This window comes from Devosia sp. P2_G7 (assembly GCF_056403495.1).
This window is the reverse complement of sequence record NZ_JBFUFI010000030.1, coordinates 1-2,393: the sequence shown is the minus strand read 5'-3', so window position 1 is coordinate 2,393 and position 2,393 is coordinate 1. Positions and strand designations below refer to the sequence as shown.

The 2,393-nt window shown below is 60.5% G+C and carries 3 protein-coding genes; all 3 read left to right on the top strand.

What is annotated here, in order from left to right; translation table 11 throughout:
• A partial coding sequence (locus tag AC1DWU_RS23090; RefSeq protein WP_477152366.1) for a hypothetical protein occupies positions 1-187 on the top strand: 187 nt, incomplete at its 5' end.
• Between the two features lie 660 nt (positions 188-847).
• Positions 848-1,231 carry a response regulator gene (locus AC1DWU_RS23085; protein WP_477152365.1) on the top strand — a complete coding sequence of 128 codons (384 nt, stop codon included), beginning with the start codon at positions 848-850 and terminating at the stop codon, positions 1,229-1,231.
• Positions 1,232-1,253: 22 nt separating this feature from the next.
• Positions 1,254-1,595, top strand: a complete 342-nt coding sequence (locus tag AC1DWU_RS23080; protein WP_477152364.1) for a hypothetical protein — start codon at positions 1,254-1,256, stop codon at positions 1,593-1,595.
• Positions 1,596-2,393 lie beyond the last annotated feature (798 nt).

Sequence of the window (2,393 nt, the reverse complement as noted above, 5' to 3'; positions counted from 1 at the left end):
AACCATGGGAGTGGGCATCGATTTCGTCGGCCCCTCGATACTGGTGCTTGGGGCCGAACGGCTGGGGGCGCTCGACGTGACCGTGTCTTACGCCACCGACGCACTGCCGGCCGTCGATGCGGCCGCGCTGGCCGACCGCGCGCTGGCTGTGCTTACGGCAGCTGGAGAAATGGCCAACGCCAACTGAGGGAGGACCGCATCGGGATGATGCGGCGGTGCTGCCCCGGTCGCCCGTCACTCAAGCGTCAGCCGGGATACCGAAGACCAGGGTTCTCTGGTTGCACTGGCGTCGGTGCACGGCTCGCTTATTCGGCCGGCGAAGCTAGGCGCGTTGGTAGCAGCTCGCCCACGCGGTCTAGTATTGGATAAGCGGCGGCCGCCACGATGTGGGAGTTCACCAGCTTCATGTCGCGGATCAGATCCAGATGCAGCGCGCTGGATTGAGATGCCGCGGGGAACTGCAGGGGGAAGGCACTAGCCCTTAGGTCGCGCAACGGGAGGCCATGGTGGTGGTTCAGGTTTCTCAACATCTTTTAGATCGCCAATGTCCGGGGCTTCTTTTCCGCTCGTTTTTGCAGCGGGTTTCTTCGGGGTGGGCTTGGAAGGTTTTGCCACGGGAGCCTCTCTTGGGATGCCCGAGGGTAACCTGCTCTCCACTTGAGCCGTTCCCTAGACATGTCTTTTTTAGCTGCCGTTGCTGGCATAAGCGCATATGGTTGGAATTGACCGGACGAGCAGATGCCCTGCGGGCACCCCTAATATCGCTGCAGCCGGGCGTTTTGGCGAAACGCATTGAGCCTGCCAATCCACCACCGGGTGGATAGGTCCTCCTGCGTTAGCGGAAAACATGTCAACACAATCGATCCCCCGCACGGCCATGGTCGTGGAAACCAACTTTCTTATCGCTTCGGTCCTCGAGACCCCACTCGTGAACGCCGGCTATCGTGTTCTAATGGCCACGGATCCGGCCGAAGCGCATGCGTTCCTGGACACTCAGCAGGTGCATCTCGCCCTGATCGACTTCCGTTTGCAGCACGCCGAACCCGATGGACTGGTCGCCAGCCTGAAGCGCCGCGACATTCCGTTCATCTTCTGCACAGCGGCCAGCGTCGAGGAGGTCTATGAGCACTTTCCTGATGCGCCGGTGATGCCCAAGCCGTTCAGCGACGACGATTTGCTGGCGGCCGTTACGGTCCTCGTTTCCGAGCGTGATTCCTACCAGGGCGCATAGTCGGACGGAGTTGAAGAAAGACATGGACACAACGCAAGTACGGCCCCGCAGCCAGCAGACTGCCGTCCAAGAACGCAAGCGGGCCGACGAGACGCTGAAGCCGTTTGTGAGTGCGCTCAAACACTCGAACAGCAAGGCGGCCTACCTGCGCGGTCGGTTGTCGTCCATCTACAGCACCGAGGAAGACAGGTGCCTCGCACATCTGGAGTGCAGCGTGCTGCTCACGGAAATCCGACATCGACAGAGAGAGTTTAGATCCGCCATCAAAGGCGAGCCGCCGCACAGCCGCCTGGACGACGTCGAAGGCGCGCTGCAGCGGTTGATCGATCAACTCCAGAGCCTGCCGGAAGGTGTAAACTCCTGACGCTCGGCGTGCTGGCATTGAAGCTGCTCTTCTGGGTCCTGGTGTTGGCGGCTATCGTGACCCCTGTGGGGCTGTTGCTTGGCTGGCGCTAGTCGTCAAGGCCGTGGCGTTCGCGAAGGCGCTTCTGCAACGACAAGGGCAGGTCGAGTTTCGCGATCATCTCTTTCGCCACCTCCTGCTGAGACATCGGACGCTCGTCTTTCGCGAGCCCTCGGCTGCGCTCGATAGCGGCGCCGACCCTAATTCGTACACTTGGTGCCGGCGGCTTCGGGGGGAAATTGGGCATGAACGCGCCTCACTACTGCGGAGGCGGATTCAACCCGGCCGGGCTTGGTCGGTTCCGGGAACTGCAGGGACAGTCAACAAGTTGAGTATTGCCATCGAGATCAACAGTCCCTCGGATGGCGTTCCTGGACCATCCTTGGGCCGCTTCTCAGCGAAGCGGCCATTTTTTTGTTGATCATCTCGACACGCAAATCAGTGATCGCCCGCCGACTCGGATTACTTCGGCAAGTTGGTAAAGACTCTGACGGGGAGTGGCCGGCCCCGTTAGCGAAAGGGTAGTAAAGGCAGTAATGCCCGTCCTCGCTACCGGGGCCTCATCACATTCATTCGCAAAAGGAACTAAAGGTCAATCGAGAGGTTCGTTTGTAGCGGGTAGGCTCGGAGTAATGAAATGAAACACCTAGCTCTTACATCTCTTGCACTTGTCGGTGGCCTCGCGTTTGCGGTGCCCGCGGCTGATGCGGCGGAGGCGACGCGGTCGATCAACGTCAGATCCGGCCCCAGCACCTCCTA